This is a genomic window from Bdellovibrio sp. ZFWA1, assembly GCF_056175665.1.
The window spans coordinates 191,871-211,475 of the sequence record NZ_JBJKJH010000002.1 but is presented as its reverse complement, the minus strand read 5'-3'; the positions used below and the strand labels follow the sequence as shown (position 1 = coordinate 211,475).

Here is a 19,605-nt window from a genome sequence, read left to right as displayed (position 1 = left end):
TCCTAATTAAGGACAGACTGAAGCAATAACTCTTTGTGCCCTCTTAAGTGACGGATGCGAGACTTCCCCATCTTCTGATGGTTCATATTGAGAATTAATATATAACTTAAAGTAAGGACAATTGTCTGCGCGGTATTCGCTTTGTACAAAGGCCTGCAGCGGCTCGATCAAATAATCCATACTTACTTCGCGAGACATACTTTGAGTCCCTGATGCCTTTCTCAAGGCTTCTATCCACGCCAGAGTATCCCGAATTTTTTCAACTCTCTGTTCTGCAGTTTTAAGCTTCGTCAACTCTGCCGGCAAAGATTCGATCTTTCGAGTCACATCCGTAGAAACATCTTTAGATGCCGTCAGTGTATATACAAAAGCAGATCCACCTTCGTAATCGGCGTGCTTGTAATAGCCAAAACCTGATAGAAGAAATAATCCTAGAACTGCAAGTATTGATTTTCCGTACATACACCTTCTCCCATTGATCCAACTAAATCTTTATGTTTACCAGCAAGAAAACTGAGGTATCCTGGAGCACCACCACCTTTTTTAAAGGCAATTGTCCAGGCATGCCCTAGTCTCATGTACTCGGGCAAAGTGAGATATTCTGAACGATCAAAAACATCATTCAAGATCGCCCGACGAATTTCTTCTGTTTTATCGATGAACGCCACTTTCGCTTTTTTGGTAGCGGCTTCATCCCCCTGAGATTCCAATTTTTCTAAGCTCGAGCGAACTTTTTTACGCAAACTTGCCATTTGCTTTAAGTAATTGGCAGAATCCAATTTTACGACCTTCACGACGGTGATTTTACCCAAACCTTTTTGGTATTCATCCTCTGAGGGATTCGCAATCAAATTCAAAAAGGCCACTGGATTTGAAATAACTGACCATGGAGCAATAGAAACAGTCTGGAAATCTAAATCGGCAGCGCTCAAAGGCAAATTGCGCGCTTCACGAAGCTTCAGATAATTATCCAAAAGAGTCTGACCTGTTCCGATCCCTCCGTTAAATCCAAAAGCCACAAGAATCTGACGAACCACTTCCTGCGAAGGATTGCGAATTCCTAAATTTTTCAAACGCTCTGTCAATTGTTTACGAGCAATATACCCATTGAAATCAAGTCGATCAGTCAGTGTTACAAAACCGCCGTCTTTCCAAACAACATCTTCACCTGCACGATAAGTAACCCCTGTCGCATTGATCAGCATTGTACGATAATAAATCCCAGTGAAAAGAACATTGCGAAGCGGGCTATCTGGAGCACTCATGAACTCACAGCGGCTTTGAACCATCCACGGCTTAAAGCAATTTTCATCCTCTTCGTGAATCATGCAATTCTTTTTTCCGGCTGGTATATCAATCTGATAAGCAGATTTTTGAGCAATAATTCGCTGACAAGATTTTTTACCACTCTTACCCATTTCCCGAACATAGTATTCTAATGTTGACTCTCGATCAGGAATATTCTCGTACCTCATGTAGACGGACTGTAAAGCTGATCGAGTCAGTTGCCCAACCCCACCGTCAGCATCAGGCCCTAGGGTGTTGACATGCAGACCACTTTCATTTGCTAACTTTGGCATTAATTCTTTGATTGGAATATTCAAACAGTCCGAAACATCCAGCAAAGAATTATAGACTGAGTTCACATAGGATTCGGTCACACAAGGCATATAAGATCCGCTACCATCTTCCCCCCGCGTTGGCTGCCCAGATTTTGTAGCACAATACCCATAACTTCCACTTTTTGTCGTCTTTGCATTTATAAAGTTTTGCATTATATAGGTCACACAGGCTCGAGGGATCTGGGACGATCCCACCTGCTGACGCGTCTGCCGATATTCTGCCGGCAATGCTGTAATTCCTTTTAATAAATAATTACGTTCCGCCCCGCATGAGCCTACCGTCTCTATCTGCTCTTCGGCCATCGCAACTCCACGAGAGGCAAAATCAGCTTCGGCGATATGACCACCAGAGTAGCTCCCAGCAGAAAAAGACCACTGATACAGACAATATGCACCGACAGTACACAGCCCGACAAAATAGACAGGAAATGATCTTTCGCGAAATAACATATGCGGAATCCTTTCAAAGACTTCAAATGCTTATCTGATTTTTTTTTAAAAACTTAAGGTCCTGTATCAGTTTGAAACGAAAAGACTACTGACCAGAAAACTTCTTCCCTAAAGTCCTAGTTCTATATAACCGATAATACTTAGGTCCAAATCAAGGGGATGGGGGCGGTTTTGCGTTTCACTAAGTTCGTTATTATTTTCACGATCATCATAGGAAGTACATCCTTCCTGTTTACCAATTGCGGTGAACAAGTGAAATTAGATGCCTCGTCGTCATTGGAATCCTCTAGGGAATTCTCTGGTTCCGAGGACTCGTTAGTTCGAACCCAAGCCTCAGCTGGAAATTCAGGTAGAAATTCTGGAATTTCGGGAACATCGACAAATAACCAAAATCCGTTCGTTCAGCAAAAAGTTCAATTAGATTTAAAGACGGCCTCTACCGCACTGACGGATTCTGGCGCCATCGAAAAATTAGGATTAAAAACAAAAACTGGCGAGACTCTTTTGCCTGCAGGCACGCGCTTAATCGTCATTCTTTACAACAATTGCGAAAATCCGTCGGCCTGGACCCAACAGATCAGACAGTCCGAGCCCGCATTATCAATCCCTATTCAAAACTACTCTTGGACTCTGCCTGAGGATTCAAGCATCGAAAACATTCAGCGTTTGGCCAGTGCTGATGCCTGTGTGCGCGGCATCGCCAACGATGGTGAGCTTTCAGCCGAGCAGTTTAATGACTCTTTATATGCAGCTCAGTCAGGCTTGAAATCTATCGGGCATCCGGCTGCTATGAATTTTTTTAATATGACTGGGATTGGAGCTGCTAGCCGGGTGGTTGTTGCCGTGATTGACTCTGGTGTTGACTACACTCATCCAGATTTAACAAACAATGTACTTAAAGATGCTAATGGAAAAGTTGTCGGCTACGACTATAAAAATCTTGATGCCGACCCTTTAGATGATTTCGGACACGGCACCGCGGTTGCTGGAATCATTGCTGCGCAAAGTAACAATAGTATCGGCACCACCGGCGTAATGGGGAAAAACATTAAGATCTTGCCAATCAAAGTCCAAGACAAAAACGGTAACGGGCTGATCTCGGATATCGTGAAAGCGATCGATTATTCAATTGCTTCAAAAGTCGATGTCATAAATATTTCAATGGCTGGTGAAGCCACAAGCACGGCACTACTTGATGCCCTTCAACGTGCAGCCTCGGCAAACATATTTGTAGCAGTGGCTGCAGGAAATTCAAACGTGGAAATTTCAAGCATGAAGGTGATCATACCTGCTTTTTATGCGGCCAGTGTCTCGGGAGCTATCTCTGTAGGAAGTATTGATTCAGGCACAAGTTCGCGGTCTTCTTTTTCAAACTACTCTGCAACCTACGTTGAAATTTTCGCTCCAGGAAAAGGAGGCATCTATTACCCATGCCTTGCGGGGACCTCAGGCTGCACAGGCGCAGCCAGCTATTCTTCAGGTCAGGGTACTTCGTATGCTTCTCCGATTGTCGCAGGCGCGGCCGCATTGACGATTTCATTTCTAAAGACCCAAGGGGTTTCGTACTCGGCGGCTAATATCGAAGGCTTATTAAGTCGCACTGCTAAAACCGAAAGTGCCTTAACTTACGTTGGTAAAGAGGGACGCAGTTTAGCCTTAGATCGCCTTGCACACTATCTTAAGACTGGCTACTCGCAAAGTTCATCAGGGGGATTTGATGAATATTAAGCCCATGATGAAACTAACAGCCGTTTTAGGAATTCTTACCATATTAACCGTGGCGTTTCAAAACTGCTCGAAGCAGTTTCAATTAAAAGAAATGACCAACATGCAGTTGTCCAGCATTGCGAATGGAAGTGGCATTCCTATTTCCTCGAAAAATTGTATGACTGACAGCGAGTCCACGGCATGTATTTATGCGAAAAGCCCTACTGCACAACTGGGACGAAGTGCGAGTGAAAATGAACTGGGTGTTGCCCAAAATTATGGAGTCGTACTTCCAAATCTAAGTGCTGCCAACTCATTGGCAAGCTCGGACTTTGTTGCGACAGATGTTTCGGGAAATATTTATGCGACAACAACCAACTGGAAGTACAAATATTCAGAAAATCCGGAAAAACTAGCAGCCGTTTCGGCCTACTATTATGCTCAGACTTTTAAAAACTGGATGGTTAGCGAATTTAATTCGATTGCCTTGAATGGACGCGCGCTCAAGCTTCTGCAAAGTCCAAATACTGAATCCGGCTACTTCCATTCCGCTAAAGAAATTCGTCTATCCACTGATAGCGCTCACATCGCGATGGGATTGGATGGCACCGCAGTCGTAGGACTTACAGCCCAGGCTCTGATTGCCTATTCCGGTGGCGGAAAAAGCGTTTTAAATCTTTCCAGTTCGACGAACGAGTGCCTAAATAACAAAGGCCTTTTGAGTGCTCGTGGTTGTTGTAAATCCCAAGTCCTTTGTGGCCCGGCACTGGTTCAAGGCGCTGCTGACTATTTAACTGCTTTGTATTTTTCTCAGTTTTCGAATTCAACGATCGGAGAATCTTGGATCAACAACCCTGAAGGAATGAAACACTGTGGTGTTAGTCGAAATCCTGCCAGTAATAAATCCCTGACCGCGTCGTTGGCGTTCAATGCATGTTCTGATCGCGGCGCATTGGGATATGTGCTTCCTGCGGCATCACTTTATTCGTCGGTCTGGTGGGAAGCGCGTAAAAATGCAACTGACAAAAAGAATTTTGATTTACTATTTGTGCGACACCTAGCCCTCTTAGCTGGCGAAGACACCTGGACAAGTTTAAAAACAAAGCTCGAGGCCCTTTGTAGCTCTGAGCCTCAATTTCGAGACAGCTATGATACTCTGTTAGCTGAAATCAATCTTCGAGGCTTGCCATGAGAACCAATGCAATAGTCGCAGAACTAACACTAATAGCTGGTATTGCGCTGACAGTTGGTTGCTCAAAAGTCACTCCGCAAATAACATCAAGCTTCAATACTGATACCTTTATATCCTTTCAAGAGTCCCAATCGGTCTCGGATTTAAATCAAGTTTCCCTTGTTGGCATCTGCAAAAAAGAAGTCAATTCTATTCAAATTCTTAATTCCAACTCGCAATGGGTGGAAGCTTCAACTATTGCTGAAAGTGGTTCTGATTTAGACTGTAGCGATGGAAAATTCAGTCTTATTGTTTCGTCCTCAAACGCGAACCTTTCCTCGGGAAAGATCTCTCCAGAACTTTTTCAATTAGATCTACGAGCTGTCCTTAAATCCATCTCGAGTAAATCAAAACGAGCTCAGTTTAATTTGAAAACGAACTGGTTGGTTCGCGCCACGGCCTCAGAAGCCGCCGTAGCGGGCAAAACCGGGGATGGCTACACCGCCAACGTTCAAATTCGAGACAGTGTTTCAGGGTCAACTCCTCAATCTGAAACGGTTCGAGTGTACACCAATCATTAAAAGCTCTCACAGATATTAATTCTCCCTAAATAATTCCGATAAGTTACCTATGCTTTGGGGAATCTCTGATCGTATTTTGCGATCGATTCAAATTTTAGCGATCACTTTGCTTGTTGTTGGAACGACCTCTATGGCGCATGCCTTGAGTGTCAGTGGCGATATCAAGAAGTCCGATGCCGCGCCACTTGAATCAAGCAGCGTTCATTTTCAATTTGAAGTTTTAAACCCATCACAATCATGCGTCGTTTACCGCGAGATACATGCTTCGACAAATATGACCGGCAGCGGTGGACACTTTTCATTTGTCTTGGGTTCTGGCAGTCGTGCTTTCCCGGCAGCAGCCATTGAAATGCAGGCCATTTTTTCAAACTCGACGGCCAACTTGTCTTGTGAAGGAAGCGGTAGCTATACTCCGGGTCTTACAGACAACCGGTACGTCAGAGTCAGTTTCATGGACAACAATGAAGCTTCACCTTCTTATCGCGTCGTGAGCCCTAGCTTAAAACTTTCGCCCACAGCCTGGTCCTACAACTCTTCGAATGCAAATCGCCTTGGCGGCGAGCTAGCTTCAGCATACCTACTTAAGCCTGCATCGGCATGTGCCAGTGGCATTGTGGGTTTTGATGGTACGAGTTTGACCTGTACCGCACCTTCGAGCCTAAGTTTGGATTGGGCAAATATCAGTGGGAAACCAACCAGCTATCCTCCGTCGGTCCACGGACACAACGTCGACGAAGTTACTTCTGCTACCGGAAAATATTTTGGCTATAAACCAAATAATATCGCCTGCACGACCAACGAAATTCTGAAATGGAATGGCACTGCGTGGACTTGCGGCGCTGACAACGTCGGAATCGCCAGTGCGCTCACGGCACTGACCGGAGATGTCAGTGCCTCAGGTTCGGGATCCGTTGCCGCGACCGTCAATTCTGTCGGTGGAAAAACGGCGTCGCAGATATCGACGGCGGTTGACACCATCAACAATGCTTCAACTGTATACCTGGCCAAAGCTGGAGGCTCACTCAGCGGTGCTCTGAATATGAATGGCCAAAACCTGACAAATTCAGGTTATATCACAATGAACGCCAACACGAGCCTTCATCTCTCGAACAACGCCACTACTCCCAGTGGACTGGTGACCGCGGACAAAGGGAAAGTCTGGTTTAACTCGACAACCAATAAGATGGAATACTGGGATGGTTCAGCCGTAAAGATTGTTGGCGATGGAGGAAGCGCCTCGGACCTGACATCGATCACCGGAACTGGGATTGTTGTGCGAAATGGCGCTTCGAATTACTCTACTCTTGGAACGACGGCTCCTCTTGCTATCGTCGCTGGAAATTTAGTCTTAAATAATACAGCTGTCACTGCAGGAACTTATGGAAGTGCCTCACAAATTCCTACACTTACCGTTGATTCCCAGGGGCGTATCACTTCGGCATCCAGCGTTGCCGTCGCCTCGGGAATTACTTCTTTAAACGGATTAACTGGAGCTGTCCAGACGTTCGCCATTGGGTCTGCTGGAACGGCTCCAAGCTTCGCCGCCGCTTCTACAACTCATACATTAAATTTACCCATGGCTTCAACCGCTGCGGTGACAGCTGGTCTTATCAGTAAGACAGACTACGATAATTTCAATTCAAAGTTATCAGCGACGATCACCTCCCCCACTGCGGGACAACTGATACGCTATAACGGTAGTAACTGGGTGAACTCATTTGTCGCCCTTTCAACAGATGTGTCTGGAACTTTACCAATCGCAAATGGCGGCACTGGGGCGACCACAGCTGCGGCGGCTCGAACTAATTTAGGGCTGGGGACCTCTGCCATCCTAAATACAGGCGTTTCTGCTGGCAGCATCCCTATTGTTGGCTCTGCAGGTATTACCAACAACAGTATGTGTACTTCTGATGGCTCCGGATCTATTGTTTGCAATACGGCGATCCCAACCGGAACTGGTGATTTTAAAGCGGATGGTTCCATTGGCATGACTGGAACCTTAAAAGGTTTTGCCGGATCCGCAAGTTCCCCCTCGTTTGGTTTTTCTGGAAGTACAGGTACCGGAATCTTTTTACCCACCACAAATACAATTGGATTTTCAAACGGCGGCACCGAAAAAGTTCGAATTAGCGCCTCTGGCTTTGTTGGAATTGGTACGACAACTCCGGCCTCGCCTTTAGATGTAAAAGGTGCAATCCGCATGACCGGTGCCACTTCAGGCTATACCGGTTTTCAACCGGCGGCAGCCGCTGGAGCAACCATTTGGACTTTACCCTCAGCAGACGGTACTTCTGGTCAAGTCTTAGCTACAAATGGTTCGGGCATCCTCTCTTGGATTACACCATCGACCGGAGGCCTCTCAAGTTTGAATGGTCAAACTGGCGCCTCACAGAGCTTTGCTTTTACAAACTCTGGAACATCACCAGTGTTTTCTTCGAACTCGAATATTCACACTCTTTCTATACCCATGGCCTCTGATTCTGGTGTCACCGCAGGTCTAATAAGTAAAACTGATTTCGATAACTTCAGTTCGAAACTTGGCCCCGCCAGTCCCGTTAATGGTGATGTTAGTGGTCCCATCAATGCGACAACAGTAAACAAAATCAAAGGAATTGAAATTCAAACACCAACAACGGGTGGTCAGTTCTTGATTTATGATGGCTCGACCCAAATGAGAAGCGTTCAAATGAGCGGAGATGCCTCTCTGTCGGCCTCTGGTAATTTACAAATTCTAAATGGCGCAGTAACAAGAACCAAAATGAATTGGAGCGGAACCAATACCGCCTCGTCAAAAATTGCCGCTGTGGACTCTACTGGAAACTTTTTTGATTTAGCCTGCGGTACCGTTGGACAATCCTTAGTTTGGAGTGCCGCTGGATTTATCTGCACCGACGTTTTAAGTTCTAATGGTGGAAGCTTATTCGGAAATCTGACGATGGCAAACAACACATTAGTTAACTTCCGGGAAAACAATGCGAACGGTAACAATGTGGTATCAGTTCGAGCCCCAGCTAACTTAGCCGCAGATGTCGCGCTGGTTTTACCACCTACCGCAGGGGCAGCAGGACAAGTGCTTTCGACTGATGGCACGGGCAATTTAAACTGGCAAACTCTTCCAGGGGCCGCCATTCCAGCCCGAAACAATATCAATCCTTTTTCTGGAGGCGGTGTAAATGGAGCGTTTCAAGATGCCAACTGGAGCACCGACGGCGCTTATGCAACGGCGAGCTACACCCTCAAAGATTCTATAGTTCGTCTTCGCGGCTCGGTGACAACTTCGATGGCTCGCTCAGCGACTCCCGCCACTCCAATTTGCGTTTTCATCTTACCATCTGGATTCCGTCCTCCGACGGGTTCGAACTTGTATTTCACTGTCCCCATTTTATCCAGTGGAACATTTGGAACTAGAACTCTAAAAATTGATCCAGCATCTGGTTGCGCCAACCTCACAGGGAACATGGCTGCAAGTGATATCCTATTTCTAGATTCAATATCCTTCGAAACGTTCTAAATTTAATGCGCGCCCTGCGTTAATTCTAAGCTATTCCCTCAGTCATTTGCTTTATATCTAATAACACAGCTCGTTGTCTTCTTTTGATTGATCCCACCGCGCCTAGCCTTTAAACAGCCCCTAGCAGGCCATCAAGTCCACTGCCGTTCTTGATGCTAGCGCTTTGGGGGATTTATGCGCCTATTCACGTTTCTAACTCTATTGATAGTTCAACTGCTTTCAGCACAAGTGCGTGCCGATGTATGGAGCGACGTAAATACTTGGGATTCAAAATGGGAACAAGCCTATTCAAATTGGGTAGAGCAAAACTGGCAGATAGACTTCTTTTCTCGCGCACAACTTCCTAACGGACAAAGCAATCCTTATTACGGACTGCGCGTCGACTGCGCTGACACCGTCTATTCAATGCGACTGATTTTTGCCTATGAAAACAAACTCCCTTTTGTTGTTCAAGATCCAACCACGACTGACAAAACGATCAGCAATCGAATGAGCCGCTGGGACGGCAAAAATGAAACAGAGCGCGTGCGCCAGTTTCTTGTCTATATTTATAATATGATGAGCACTCGTTCATTAGCAAATGACACCTACCCAGTCGCGATCACTCGAGCAGCTGTGCGCCCTGGTACATTGATGAAAACCACCGCAAAAAATCATCACTCTTGGACCGTTAAACAAATTCTTCCCATTGGCGTACCTTGGCTTGTTTTCAACTCCGTGGTCGGCGCTGGCACATCATTGACGATCCAACAACGTCAAAGCTGGCCAAACCCAGAATGGGTTTTTGAAGGTGATTTCTCGGCAGCAGGCACAGCAGGATTCCGTGACTTTCGACCGCCGAACTTCATCAACAAGCCTGTCTGGACGGTGCCAGGTTATAGTGAAGAACAATACCGCATTCCACTTTCCTCTTGGGTAAAAACGGTTCAAAGCAAACTGGCTTTACGTGCGGAAACGGACCTACAACAAATACAACGTTTACTAAAAACCGTTTGTGATGGAGTTCAAGGACGTGTTGTTGCTGTCAAAGAAGGCGTCGATTACTTAACTTCGTCAGGTGGTAAGTGTATGGACTATGCCACTTATGACAATTTTTCGACACCAAACCGAGATCGTCGAGTCTTTGATGATTTGATCTCTTTGCGCCAGGCCTACAAGGAGATTTTAGCTAGTAATCAAGGTCGTGACCTTTCTGAGGCCCTCATGCTTCAGTTAAACAAAGTATTTCCGTTCATTAAGAACTCTGCAGCTTATGAAACTCAAAACATGCAGACTCAAACCATCAACAGCTTAAGTCTTTGCTCTGTCGATTACGCAGTAGGAAAAAAAATCGATTTAGCAGAGTTTAAACGACGCCTTTTCTTAGGCTTGATTTCGAACAACCCACATGATCCAATGGAAGTCCGCTGGGGTGAAATCAAAGGGCCTTCGAGCAAAGCTCGCTCTTGTCAGAGTTGGGACCCATGGTCACCTAGCTTTGGAGAATAACGATGAAAAAGGAACCCCCGTCGAACAACTCAAAACCGATTCGTTGGCACTTTGCGATTCCCATAGTCTTGGTAATCGCACTTGCCGTCGACTATTATGTCCTTCATATTTTATTTCCAATTAAACAAAAAGCTTTGATCGAACGATCCTTGAATGAAATGACTGCCGCTGAAAAATCCGTTTTTCAACCGGCCGAGCAAAAACAGGCGCCGCCTGAAAGATCAGAGATCACGCCTGATATAGCTCAATCACTTTTTGAGGCCAGTTTCCGAAAAGCCCTCGGCAACTGTGCCCCTGAAATCGCGGCTCAAGGAATCGGCTCACCAAAAGGCCTTCTAGAATATCTTAAAACGGCCGTGGGAATTGAAATCGATCAGGTACAAATTGAAAATTACAATTTTATTCTTAAAGACGGATCTGAGCGCCGAATTCATTTAATTCCCGCCGATGAAAGCAACTCGTCTTCAAGCAAAGAGATGCGCTACTATAAACTTGATGCCGAAGGTCTTCCTGAGCGAATTTTCTTACCCAAAGAGGAAGCACTCAATCCTTCACCCGCAGTCATTGAAAAGCTAATGAAGGATTCGACCCTAAAACTTCATCAGATAAAAAGTTCTATAAAATACAAAGATCAAACTCAGGTGGCCGTTGATTTCGTTAACGATGGAGTTCAGAGTCTTCAATTTTTCGGCCCTCAAAAAACTCTAAACTGTGACACTCAAGAATGCGTCTGCCAGTAATCTTTATTATGCCCTGGTGGTACTACTTTATTGCGTTCTTCTTGGGATGTCTTTCGCTGATGGCGCAAGCGACGGGGGTTGTTTGGGGTGGAGACATGATGAGCCTGCTTGGAGTCTCTGGACTTGTGTTAGGGGCCTTCATCCCTCAAATAATAGGAGTATTCACGGCCACCATTGCGGTCTTGTTGGGATACTTCAGTCCGTTATTTTTAAATATTTTTTTAAAAAGCAAACATCTTGATAAATCTGCACTTCAGGATTTTTCGAGCGCCTTAACAGCAACCTTTGTGTTTGCTTTTTCTGGAATTCTTTTAGGCTATGCCGCGGGATTCATCTTGCGGCTTTTGTGGAAGAAATGGGCACCGCACTTCAAAGGCCGAACCACTTTTAAGGGATAGATTCTATGTTATCTAATTTTATTAGTCTTTTTACGGCCCTTATGATTCTACTTCCATCAGAAGTATTTGCGATTCAATGGGAAGTCATCGGCGCCTGTTCTAAGACGCCTTTATTTCAGGGAAGTGCAAAAACGAATTTTCAAGAATCGGTAGGCAAATATTCGCTGCGAATTTTTAATGAAAATAAAATACCCTTTATCGGCGTCGAGCAGGGCTTTAATTCAATTGCAAATAGCCCTGTTGGATTAGATGCACTTGAAGTACTAAGCGACAACGAAATGCGGGCTTACGGATGGTGTTACTCTATCAATGGTCTAATTCCTGATGTCATGCCAGACCAACTTCGCTTTTTAGATCAGGACGACAAACTTACTTGGTTCTATGCCTTCTCTCTTAATAAAAACGGCGAATGGATTAACTATTGCGTTCCGGCTTGGACGGTCCAATCTGCTCAGTTTTGCTCTGAGGCCCACTAAAGATCGCAACCAATTTCGCCTAGACCTTGATCCTAGCCGGCCTTGTGCCTCGGCGGATAAAATTGAACTCACCTCGAAACAATGAGAAATTATTTACGAGGAGAGCGCCGATGAAAAAGCAACTGTGTTCGACAATTTTGGGACTCTTAGCCTTGAGTGGTACCGCTCAGGCTCAATTCAATGACATGTTTCAAGAAACGGAATCAACCCCTATTCGTTTCTACTTTGAACCCAAGGTCGGATTAGGCTCTGCCGGGGTGAAGTATTCAGAAAATGGCACGACCTCAAATCAATCTGGTGCAAATACCTTCTTCGTCTCTTCAATTTTGGGATGGTATGCAAATGATATCTACTTCGGTTTAGACTTACGCTATGACAACGCCATGAGTGCTGTCGAACAAAATTCAAAAAAAGAAGCTTTAAATATCTTCTCCGCAGGCATAGGTTTTGGGTATACCTTGGAATATGTTCCCGTGCGCTGGTATCTATCGTTGGACCTTCAGCAACGTGCATGGGCCTCATCGGACGCAATGTCGAGTGGTTTTGTAACTGGCGGCTATCGCGCTGGTTTATCTTATTATGTCTCGGATAAAATGCTAGTGAACTTTGATATGTCCGAGCCAGTCTACCTGTCTGGAAGTGGCAGCTCGCTTTCAGGGGTTGAGGCCAAAATTTACGGCGTTTCCTTTTCGCTACCGATGGACTTTGAAAGATCGACAACTCCATGGCGTGAACGTCGGGGTTATGTCTCTGACACCAAGCCTGACTCTGCGATTAAAAACTTAGACATCAAAGATGAATTCACTCCAACCAACACTCCAAATACGACTGAGTCCTCGATGGTAGATGAGGCTATTGACGATGTCGCAACTGAAAAACAAAGCACTCCGCCGGAAGCAACTTCAAAATCTGATGACTTTGGTGATGACCTTCAGCTTGAAAATAAACCAGAGACCAGTGAAGAGCCGCCGACTCCAGAAATACCGGACTCACCAGAGGAATCAGGAAGCGACGATGGAGAACTTGAACTTTAAAAAAAAGCCCACATCTGTGGGCTTTTTCTTTATGCTTCCCGATCTTTGAGTTCAGAGTTTCGTCCTAAGACTTCTCGTTCTAAAACCCAAATGATTTGATTTAAGCGAAGGGCTTGTTCTTGCAAGTTTTCAGCTGTATCGGCCACCGATTCTATCGACCGGCTATTAGTAACTGTGCCCGCCTCTAACTGCAACATGGCTTCATTGATTAGATCTATGGCTTGCGACTGCTCTTTAGAAGACTTAGCAATTTCGCTATTAAAACCACTCAACTCGCGAATCGCTGCCACAATTTCATTCAACGAACGCTCAGAATCCAATGCCTGCAAGGCACCTCTTTCAATAGTTTCTACATTTGATCCAACTAACGTTTTGATATATTGAGCCGATTCAGCACTTCGTGTCGCCAAACTTCTTACTGCTTCAGCAACGACAGCAAAGCCTTTGCCATGCTCGCCAGCCCTCGCCGCTTCAATCGAGGCATTGAGTGCCAATAGGTTTGTTTGAAATGCAATATCATCAATTAAAGTTAAAGTTTCTACGATCTGGGCCGAACTTTTTTTAATGTCATCCATGGACATTCTCATCGACGAAATCTGACGCTCGCCTTCAACGGCTTTCTGATTAGCCATTGAGGCGACATCGAAGGCTCTCTCGGTATGGCTCGCATTTACTTTGATCATCGCACCCATTTCAGTCACCGAGGCTGAGGTCTGCTCAATGGCCGCCCCCTGAGAGGCCACACTCACCGCAACTTGCCGGCTTGTTTCTGCCAATACACCACCAATCTCGGTTGAACTGGCAGAGCTTTCGCGAAGATTCACGATCGAATTCAAAATATTTTTAATTGTCGAACTTAATGAAAAACCAACCATTATTGAAAATAGGATTGCAACCAACAAAGCCAAGGACGCCCACATAATGGAACTACTTCTATGATCCTTTAAAACAGTCAAACGCCGTTCCAACATTAAAGACATAAGCTGCGAATAGTCTTTCCAGACCGAGGAACTTACGCCCTCAAGTACTTCTTTTTTCGAAATGACATCTGTTAAACCATCTTTATTTTTTAATACTTTTAAAGATTCAACGAGTGCTAAACTTGCTTTTTCAAGTTTTGATAGTCCTGTGGGTAATAGAACTTGAGTTTCTTCCAGGGGACCATAAAAGTTCTTATCTTCATTTAAAATAGTGGCAACATCAGCTTGAATTCTGGCTAAGTCAGATTGTTCAAATTGGCTTGCCAACACTTGGGCCTCAATGATCTTGTTAAGTTTAACAGATTCATCACTCCAATTTACGCCTTTAGCACTCACTACCCAATTATGCAGATTCCACAAGCGATCTTGCATCTGCGGCAAAGCTAAAAGAGTCACATCCATAAGATAGTAGGTATCTAAATCAGGGTCTAAAATTAAATTTGAGGTATCACCAATATGAGTGATCGCTGCACGAATAGAAAGCCATGCTTGATCCAAATTTTTTGCTTCGATCCGCTGTAATATCTCGGACATTTTTGCATGCCCACGCTGACGATCTTCAAGTTCTTTATCGCTCAACTTCAATGAGTCAAGCTCAACCTTATAGGCAAAATCTAAGCTGGCGATCGAATCTTGAAGACGTTTTTCAGTCCCCGCATCACCTGGTGATTTTTTTACTTCCACCAATGAATCTGCGACATCCTGCAGTTTCTGTTGAAATAAATTTCCTTTGAGTTCTTGAGACGCAAAGTCGATATTCGTGGTCTCGGACCTGAACATTAAATAAGTCAGAACCAAAATAGGAATAGAAAAAACAAGAACATTTAAAAGAAGCCGAATACTTAAGGGAAGCCTTTTCATAGATGTAAAATTCCTCAATTTATTATTAAAATTTCGGAATAATTGGAAGATTGATGACTGGACTATCGTTTAGTATTTTCTGAATTTGTAATAAGAGTCCGCAGATCAAACAAATACTGACCACGTAAAATAAACAAGCCCGCCAAAAGGCGGGCTTGTTTATTAACGAGAAATCGAATCCACAATATCACTTAAAGCTGTTTGGTCCTGAATATTTACAAATTGAATCTCGACTCGTCTGTTCACAGATCTTTGCGCCTCGGCCTCTCCGGCAACCAAAGGCATTGTTTCACCTTTCCAGTCGATAGTGATCATGCCAGCCGGAACTCCAGCTGCGCGTAGCTCGGCAGCCACGGCCTCGGCCCGTTTTTTTGACAATTGCATATTGTGCTGAGGAGTCCCCGTATCATCGGCATGACCGACAACGTGCAAACGCTCCACGATTTGATTGCGATTTGCAACCGCCATGGCAAACCGCTGCAAATACTCTTTTTGTGCCAATGCAATTTCTGCAGAGTCGATTTTAAATTGAGAGTTGCGCGCATCTTTTTTGATCTCGTCTTGAATTACAATTTTTTGCGGCACAAGCTTAGCAACCGGTCGATATGCAGGGCGATCGTTCCGGGCTACAGTCTGAACTTCAGGAAAACCTAAAGCCACTTCGACCATGGCATAATTGACCTGTTCTTTAGATACGTTTAAGTCCGTCATCAAACGGCCTCCAACCCGAAGAACACTTGGGAAATCTAATTTAACTGGAATTTCTTTAATTAATTGAACCCCAAGAAACTGAGCATTTTCAGAGCGAGCCCCGACATGCTTTCCTTTGCCGGCCATCATCTGAACAACGCCACCAGCAGACCAAGCGTCCTGCAATTGATATCGCAATGCCCCTTCGATATTCCCTGAAGTCGTCTCTTTGCCGCCGATTTTTTGCGAATAACTTTGATGACGAAGGCCCAAGCCTAGATCTAATACAAAAGGCTTTTCTTCAAAATAATATGAGCCAAGTAAACGAATATCAGATGGAACACCTTCGGTTTCATAACGTGAAGAACGGTCCATATATCCAATACCAGCTCCAAAGAACGGAACGAAGCCCAAGACTTTTCCATCCATTGACATCGTTGATGCCGGTATATACTCATAATCCGAGTTGGCCGACTCTACAGAACCTGGAGACTGTGATGACGCTGAAGCCGCCAAAGCCAACTTTGGCGGTAATGCTACAAAGCTTGCAAGCAAAGCTGCCGCTACAAATGAACCCGTTGTCAGTCTGTCTAGTTGTTGAGCTTTCATCATCCACTCCTTGATTGATAAATGATTCTTCAATCCGTCGATTATTTGCCAATAACTAAACGATGACACGCTTTTTTAGATCCAACAGCTTTTAACGCCTCGCTCAATAGCAACTTCTTTTGCTGACTCGTATCCTGCATCCAAATGCCTAAAGACTCCCATCGCTGGATCTGCAGTTAGCACTCGCTCTAAACGAGCTGCGGCCTTTTCTGTTCCATCGGCAACAATCACTTGGCCCGCATGCTGGCTAAAACCCATGCCCACTCCGCCACCATGATGAAGGCTGACCCAAGTCGCCCCACAAGCCGTGTTCACCAAAGCATTTAAAAGAGCCCAATCTGAAACGGCATCAGAACCATCCTTCATTGCCTCTGTCTCACGGTTTGGCGAAGCCACCGAGCCGCAGTCCAAATGATCTCGACCAATAACAATTGGCGCTTTGACCTTGCCTTCAGCAACAAGCCTATTAAATAGTAAGCCCGCCTTCACGCGCTCTCCATACTCAAGCCAGCATATACGAGCTGGCAGACCTTGAAAAGCAATACGCTCTTGAGCCATATCCAACCACTTCAGCAAATGTTTTTTATCAGGGAACAACTCGCGCAGTGCTTGATCAGTCACACGAATATCCTCGGGATCTCCCGATAATGCCACCCATCTGAATGGACCGCTGCCTTTACAAAATAACGGACGTATATAAGCGGGAACAAATCCAGGGAAATCAAAAGCGTTCTCAACACCAGCCTCTTGAGCCCGCGCTCGAAGATTATTTCCATAGTCAAAAGTGATCGCACCAGCAGATTTCATTTTAAGCATTCCACGGACATGCTTTGCCATCGCAGCATAGGCGGCCTCTAAATAGGCTTTTTGATTTTCAGTTCTAAACACTTTCGCCGTTTCAACTGTGTGGCCCTCTGGGATATAGCCATTCAACGGATCATGAGCCGAAGTCTGATCGGTCAAAACGTCAGGAGTAAATCCTTTTTCAATCATTTCCCAAATTACAGTGGCCATATTGCCTTCAAGAGCAATGGACTTCGCCTCACCTTTGGCCGCATAAGCTTTCGCTCTGGTGATCGCGTCTTCGATGGAGTTTGCTTTTTCATCCACATAACGAGTTTTTAAACGGAAGTCGATACGTGTGGGATCAATTTCAACTGCGATGACCGTGGCTCCTGCAAAGACTCCAGCCAAGGGCTGAGCCCCACCCATTCCCCCAAGACCCGCTGTTAAAATAATGCGGCCTTTAAGGTCACCACCAAAATGCTGACGACCCGCCTCCGCAAATGTCTCGTAAGTGCCCTGAAGAATTCCTTGAGTTCCAATATAAATCCACGAACCCGCCGTCATTTGGCCGTACATCATCAGGCCCTTTTTATCTAACTCGTTGAAGTGTTCCCAGTTGGCCCACTTCGGAACCAGGTTTGAATTGGCAATCAGGACTCGTGGAGCGTCCTCGTGGGTCTTTAAAACACCAATCGGTTTTCCGGACTGAACCAACAAAGTTTCGTTGTTCTCGAGTTGAGTTAAAGCCTCCAAAATTTTATCAAAACTCTCCCAATTTCGAGCGGCCTTACCGATACCACCGTAGACAACTAAATCCTCGGGGCGTTCGGCAACCATGGGATCCAAATTGTTTTGAATCATTCTGTACGCGGCCTCTTGAAGCCAACCTTTACAATGCATCTTCGTTCCCGTTGGGGCTTTTACGACTCTTTGACCTTTTGCTGCTTGTTCCGCCATCCCTATTTCCTCGTACTTGGATAAAAATACTGAACTCAAAAACCTTAATAAGATTTAAAGAATTGCCACACTTTGGTTTAGACATAAAGCAATAACTCTGGTTTGCTACAATTTATTACTCGCAGTAGAAACTTTAAGGAGTTTGATTCTATGTTTCCTAAACAGATTAAATACATCATTGGCAACGAAGCGGCAGAGCGCTACTCATTTTACGGCATGAAGTCTATTTTGGTCGTTTTTATGACAACTTCATTGCTGATGGACAAAAATCAGGCAGTTTCTAACTACCACATTTTTTCTGCGGCTTGTTACTTAACTCCTCTGTTTGGGGCTTGGCTCGCAGATCGCTATTTAGGAAAATATAAAACCATCATGACTCTTTCCCTTTTTTATTGCGTTGGCCATGGGATTTTATCCATATGGGAAAATGCATTGGGGCTGACAATTGGCTTGGGATTTATCGCTCTAGGAGCCGGTGGTATTAAGCCCTGTGTTTCAGCCCATGTCGGCGACCAATTTCAAGCAGGACAAGAAGCTTTGCTTAGGAAGGTTTTTGACCTGTTCTACTGGATGATTAATTTTGGCTCTTTCTTTTCGACTCTTTTAACCCCATGGACCTACCAAAAATACGGCGCCGGCGTGGCTTTCGGCATACCGGGAATATTAATGGCCCTTGCAACCTTGATTTTTTGGATGGGCCGCAAACACTATGTCCACGTCCCCCCTTCAGGCCCCAATCCTCATTCGTTTTGGATTATTCTGAAAAACATTCTGATCCATGGTAAAGAAAAGGCACTTCAAATTCATGGTCAGCAAAAAATGGAAGGCGTCAAAGCGGTCTTTGGCGTGATGAGTATTTTCGTTTGGATCACTCTGTTCTGGTCTTTATTTGAACAGCATGGCTCGACATGGACCTTGCAAGCTCAACAGATGGATCGACAAATTGCAGGCTTCCAGCTGCATGAAGCACAAATCCAAGCCCTGAATCCAATCATCGTTTTATTATTTATTCCGCTTTTTTCTTTGGTCATCTATCCCACTATTGAAAAGCTGGGCATTCGCCTCACACCACTGCGAAAAATGAGCAGCGGAATGATATTAGCCGGTTCTGCCTTTGCTTTTGCGGCCTTTATTCAACAAAAATTAGAGCTGGGGCAAAACGTCAGCGTCCTTTGGCAAATTGTCTCTTACGGACTTATCACCTCGTCAGAGATTTTAGTTTCTATTACCGGTTTAGAATTTGCTTACACTCAAGCCCCGCGGGAAATGAAATCCACCGTGATGAGTCTTTTCTTTATTACCGTCTTTTTGGGAAATACCCTGACGGCCATCATGAGTAAGCTCAACACCTTTCCTGTCGCCAGCAGCTCTTATTTCCTTTTCTTTGCGGGATTGATGCTCTTGGCCGGGATCCTTTTCTCGATCAATGCTCACTTCTATAAAATGCGGAATTACATGGAGCAAAAAGCTTAAAATAACAAACGCAACAAATTGTGGCAATGACGGGCAATCCTTGCCCGTCGCCGCAAAGGTTGATACGTTCC

Annotated in this window: 15 protein-coding genes; 10 read left to right on the top strand and 5 right to left on the bottom strand. The window is 45.0% G+C overall.

What is annotated here, in order from left to right:
- Positions 1-6 precede the first annotated feature (6 nt).
- Positions 7-462: a hypothetical protein gene (locus AC04MN_RS10560; RefSeq protein ID WP_475383172.1), complete on the bottom strand. Its 456-nt coding sequence runs from the start codon at positions 460-462 to the stop codon at positions 7-9.
- Positions 432-2,072 carry a hypothetical protein gene (locus tag AC04MN_RS10555; RefSeq protein ID WP_475383171.1) on the bottom strand — a complete coding sequence of 547 codons (1,641 nt, stop codon included), beginning with the start codon at positions 2,070-2,072 and terminating at the stop codon, positions 432-434. The genes AC04MN_RS10560 and AC04MN_RS10555 overlap by 31 nt, the downstream gene beginning before the upstream one ends.
- Positions 2,073-2,243: 171 nt before the next feature.
- Here AC04MN_RS10555 and AC04MN_RS10550 point away from each other — a divergent pair, with 171 nt between their 5' ends.
- The 9 genes from AC04MN_RS10550 (at position 2,244) to AC04MN_RS10510 (ending at position 13,178) form a co-directional block, all read left to right on the top strand.
- Positions 2,244-3,800, top strand: a complete 1,557-nt coding sequence (locus AC04MN_RS10550; protein WP_475383170.1) for a S8 family serine peptidase — start codon at positions 2,244-2,246, stop codon at positions 3,798-3,800.
- The gene (locus AC04MN_RS10545) at positions 3,790-4,971 is read left to right on the top strand and encodes a hypothetical protein (protein ID WP_475383169.1); all 1,182 of its coding nucleotides are present in this window, start codon (positions 3,790-3,792) and stop codon (positions 4,969-4,971) included. Before AC04MN_RS10550 ends, AC04MN_RS10545 begins: the two co-directional genes overlap by 11 nt.
- Entirely contained in the window at positions 4,968-5,531 is a 564-nt protein-coding gene (locus tag AC04MN_RS10540) for a hypothetical protein (protein ID WP_475383168.1), read from the top strand. Before AC04MN_RS10545 ends, AC04MN_RS10540 begins: the two co-directional genes overlap by 4 nt.
- A 49-nt stretch (positions 5,532-5,580) precedes the next feature.
- Positions 5,581-9,042 carry a beta strand repeat-containing protein gene (locus AC04MN_RS10535; RefSeq protein WP_475383167.1) on the top strand — a complete coding sequence of 1,154 codons (3,462 nt, stop codon included), beginning with the start codon at positions 5,581-5,583 and terminating at the stop codon, positions 9,040-9,042.
- A 174-nt stretch (positions 9,043-9,216) separates the two neighbouring features.
- Complete coding sequence (locus AC04MN_RS10530; RefSeq protein ID WP_475383166.1) at positions 9,217-10,530, top strand: hypothetical protein; 1,314 nt, start codon at positions 9,217-9,219, stop codon at positions 10,528-10,530.
- Positions 10,531-10,532: 2 nt separating this feature from the next.
- Positions 10,533-11,270, top strand: coding sequence for a hypothetical protein (locus AC04MN_RS10525; protein WP_475383165.1), 738 nt, complete (start codon positions 10,533-10,535; stop codon positions 11,268-11,270).
- A gap of 8 nt (positions 11,271-11,278) precedes the next feature.
- Positions 11,279-11,668, top strand: coding sequence for a hypothetical protein (locus tag AC04MN_RS10520; protein WP_475383164.1), 390 nt, complete (start codon positions 11,279-11,281; stop codon positions 11,666-11,668).
- Between the two features lie 5 nt (positions 11,669-11,673).
- A complete protein-coding gene (locus AC04MN_RS10515) occupies positions 11,674-12,144 on the top strand; it encodes a DUF4430 domain-containing protein (protein WP_475383163.1) in 471 nt (156 codons plus the stop codon).
- Positions 12,145-12,254: 110 nt separating this feature from the next.
- Positions 12,255-13,178, top strand: a complete 924-nt coding sequence (locus AC04MN_RS10510; RefSeq protein WP_475383162.1) for a hypothetical protein — start codon at positions 12,255-12,257, stop codon at positions 13,176-13,178.
- 29 nt (positions 13,179-13,207) lie between these two features.
- Here AC04MN_RS10510 and AC04MN_RS10505 read toward each other — a convergent pair whose 3' ends face one another.
- From AC04MN_RS10505 to hutU, 3 genes are all read right to left on the bottom strand, one after another.
- The gene (locus AC04MN_RS10505) at positions 13,208-15,019 is read right to left on the bottom strand and encodes a methyl-accepting chemotaxis protein (RefSeq protein WP_475383161.1); all 1,812 of its coding nucleotides are present in this window, start codon (positions 15,017-15,019) and stop codon (positions 13,208-13,210) included.
- Positions 15,020-15,181: 162 nt separating this feature from the next.
- Positions 15,182-16,318, bottom strand: a complete 1,137-nt coding sequence (locus AC04MN_RS10500; RefSeq protein ID WP_475383160.1) for an OmpA family protein — start codon at positions 16,316-16,318, stop codon at positions 15,182-15,184.
- A 75-nt stretch (positions 16,319-16,393) separates the two neighbouring features.
- Positions 16,394-18,061: a urocanate hydratase gene (gene hutU, locus AC04MN_RS10495; RefSeq protein ID WP_475383159.1), complete on the bottom strand. Its 1,668-nt coding sequence runs from the start codon at positions 18,059-18,061 to the stop codon at positions 16,394-16,396.
- A 150-nt stretch (positions 18,062-18,211) separates the two neighbouring features.
- Between hutU and AC04MN_RS10490 the strand changes: the two genes are divergently transcribed.
- Positions 18,212-19,534, top strand: a complete 1,323-nt coding sequence (locus tag AC04MN_RS10490; RefSeq protein ID WP_475383158.1) for a POT family MFS transporter — start codon at positions 18,212-18,214, stop codon at positions 19,532-19,534.
- Positions 19,535-19,605: the final 71 nt, after the last annotated feature.

Excerpts from the sequence above, each read along its gene's own strand:
- AC04MN_RS10520 (WP_475383164.1), top strand. The coding sequence starts at position 11,279 with ATGCCCTGGTGGTACTACTTTATTGCGTTCTTCTTGGGATGTCTTTCG.
- AC04MN_RS10490 (WP_475383158.1), top strand. The coding sequence starts at position 18,212 with ATGTTTCCTAAACAGATTAAATACATCATTGGCAACGAAGCGGCAGAG.
- AC04MN_RS10505 (WP_475383161.1), bottom strand. The coding sequence starts at position 15,019 with ATGAAAAGGCTTCCCTTAAGTATTCGGCTTCTTTTAAATGTTCTTGTT.
- AC04MN_RS10540 (WP_475383168.1), top strand. The coding sequence starts at position 4,968 with ATGAGAACCAATGCAATAGTCGCAGAACTAACACTAATAGCTGGTATT.
- AC04MN_RS10500 (WP_475383160.1), bottom strand. The coding sequence starts at position 16,318 with ATGAAAGCTCAACAACTAGACAGACTGACAACGGGTTCATTTGTAGCG.
- AC04MN_RS10560 (WP_475383172.1), bottom strand. The coding sequence starts at position 462 with ATGTACGGAAAATCAATACTTGCAGTTCTAGGATTATTTCTTCTATCA.
- AC04MN_RS10555 (WP_475383171.1), bottom strand. The coding sequence starts at position 2,072 with ATGTTATTTCGCGAAAGATCATTTCCTGTCTATTTTGTCGGGCTGTGT.
- hutU (WP_475383159.1), bottom strand. The coding sequence starts at position 18,061 with ATGGCGGAACAAGCAGCAAAAGGTCAAAGAGTCGTAAAAGCCCCAACG.
- AC04MN_RS10530 (WP_475383166.1), top strand. The coding sequence starts at position 9,217 with ATGCGCCTATTCACGTTTCTAACTCTATTGATAGTTCAACTGCTTTCA.
- AC04MN_RS10545 (WP_475383169.1), top strand. The coding sequence starts at position 3,790 with ATGAATATTAAGCCCATGATGAAACTAACAGCCGTTTTAGGAATTCTT.
- AC04MN_RS10510 (WP_475383162.1), top strand. The coding sequence starts at position 12,255 with ATGAAAAAGCAACTGTGTTCGACAATTTTGGGACTCTTAGCCTTGAGT.
- AC04MN_RS10515 (WP_475383163.1), top strand. The coding sequence starts at position 11,674 with ATGTTATCTAATTTTATTAGTCTTTTTACGGCCCTTATGATTCTACTT.
- AC04MN_RS10525 (WP_475383165.1), top strand. The coding sequence starts at position 10,533 with ATGAAAAAGGAACCCCCGTCGAACAACTCAAAACCGATTCGTTGGCAC.
- AC04MN_RS10535 (WP_475383167.1), top strand. The coding sequence starts at position 5,581 with ATGCTTTGGGGAATCTCTGATCGTATTTTGCGATCGATTCAAATTTTA.